Here is a 1,615-nt window from a genome sequence, read left to right as displayed (position 1 = left end):
AATATACTCAGTCCTGAAAGCAATTTACTAAGAACGTTGTTGTTTGAGGTTAAAAGCAAGCAGCGAAATTAATAAAAAGTTTTTAATATTTATTATTTTAGGAGATCCACCATGCCTGTAACTAACTTAGCGGAACTTGATGCTCTAGTAGCACGCGTTAAAGCAGCACAAGAAGAGTTTGCAACATTCTCTCAAGAGAAAGTAGACGCAATCTTCCGCGCAGCTTCTCTTGCTGCTAACCACGCTCGTATCCCACTTGCACAACAAGCAGTTGCTGAATCTGGAATGGGTATTGTTGAAGATAAGGTTATCAAAAACCACTTTGCATCTGAATTTATCTACAACAAATACAAAGACGAAAAAACATGTGGCATTCTTGATGAAGATGAAAGCCTAGGCACAATGACTATCGCTGAGCCTGTAGGTATCATCTGTGGTATCGTTCCAACAACGAACCCAACTTCTACAGCAATCTTCAAATCTCTAATCTCTCTTAAAACACGTAACGGCATCATCTTCTCGCCACACCCACGTGCAAAGAACTCAACTAATGACGCAGCGAAGCTTGTTCTAGACGCAGCTGTAGCAGCGGGTGCACCAAAAGACATCATCGGTTGGATCGACCAACCATCTGTAGAGCTTTCTAACGCGCTGATGAAGCACGACGGTATCGCACTTATCCTTGCTACTGGTGGTCCAGGCATGGTTAAAGCAGCATACTCTTCTGGTAAGCCTGCTATCGGTGTTGGTGCTGGTAACGTTCCTGTAGTTATCGATGAAACAGCTGACATCAAACGTGCAGTAGCATCTATCCTTATGTCTAAAACATTCGATAACGGTGTTGTATGTGCTTCTGAGCAAGCTGCAATCGTAGTTAGCGAAGTATATGACGAAGTTAAAGAGCGTTTTGCTTCTCACAAAGCTCACGTTTTATCTAAAGCTGACGCAGATAAAGTACGTAGAGTTCTTCTTATCGACGGCAACCTAAACGCTAAAATCGTAGGTCAACCTGCTCCTGCAATCGCTGAAATGGCGGGTGTTAAAGTTCCTGCTGATACAAAAGTACTTGTAGGTGAAGGCCTTGGTAAAGTTTCTTACGATGACGAATTTGCTCACGAGAAACTGTCTCCAACTCTAGGTCTATTCCGCGCAGACGATTTCGAAGACGCTGTTGCTCAAGCAGTAACTATGGTTGAAATCGGTGGTATCGGTCACACATCTGGTCTTTACACTAACCAAGACGTAAACGCAGATCGCATCCGTTACTTCGGTGACAAGATGAAGACGGCTCGTATCCTAATCAACATCCCGACTACTCACGGTGGTATCGGTGACCTGTACAACTTTAACGTTGCACCTTCTCTAACTCTTGGTTGTGGTTCATGGGGTGGTAACTCTATCTCTGAGAACGTAGGTCCTAAGCACCTTATCAACAAGAAAACTGTAGCGAAGCGAGCTGAAAATATGTTGTGGCACAAACTACCTAAGTCTATCTACTTCCGTCGTGGCAGCCTTCCAATCGCTATGAGCGACCTAGAAGGTAAGAAACGCGCATTCCTAGTAACGGACCGTTTCCTATTCAACAACGGTTACGCAGACGATGTAGTACAAATTC

General features: G+C 43.9%; 1 protein-coding gene. It reads left to right on the top strand.

Annotated elements, in window-relative coordinates; all coding sequences use genetic code 11:
* Positions 1-111: 111 nt before the first annotated feature.
* Positions 112-1,615 (top strand): aldehyde dehydrogenase family protein (locus AB4653_RS26260; protein ID WP_372105693.1); only part of this gene is annotated, 1,504 nt, incomplete at its 3' end.

Origin of the sequence: Vibrio sp. 10N.222.48.A3, from assembly GCF_041475345.1 — a bacterium.
Taxonomy (GTDB): Bacteria; Pseudomonadota; Gammaproteobacteria; order Enterobacterales; family Vibrionaceae; genus Vibrio; species Vibrio tasmaniensis_A.
This window is presented reverse-complemented; position numbering and strand designations above follow the sequence as displayed.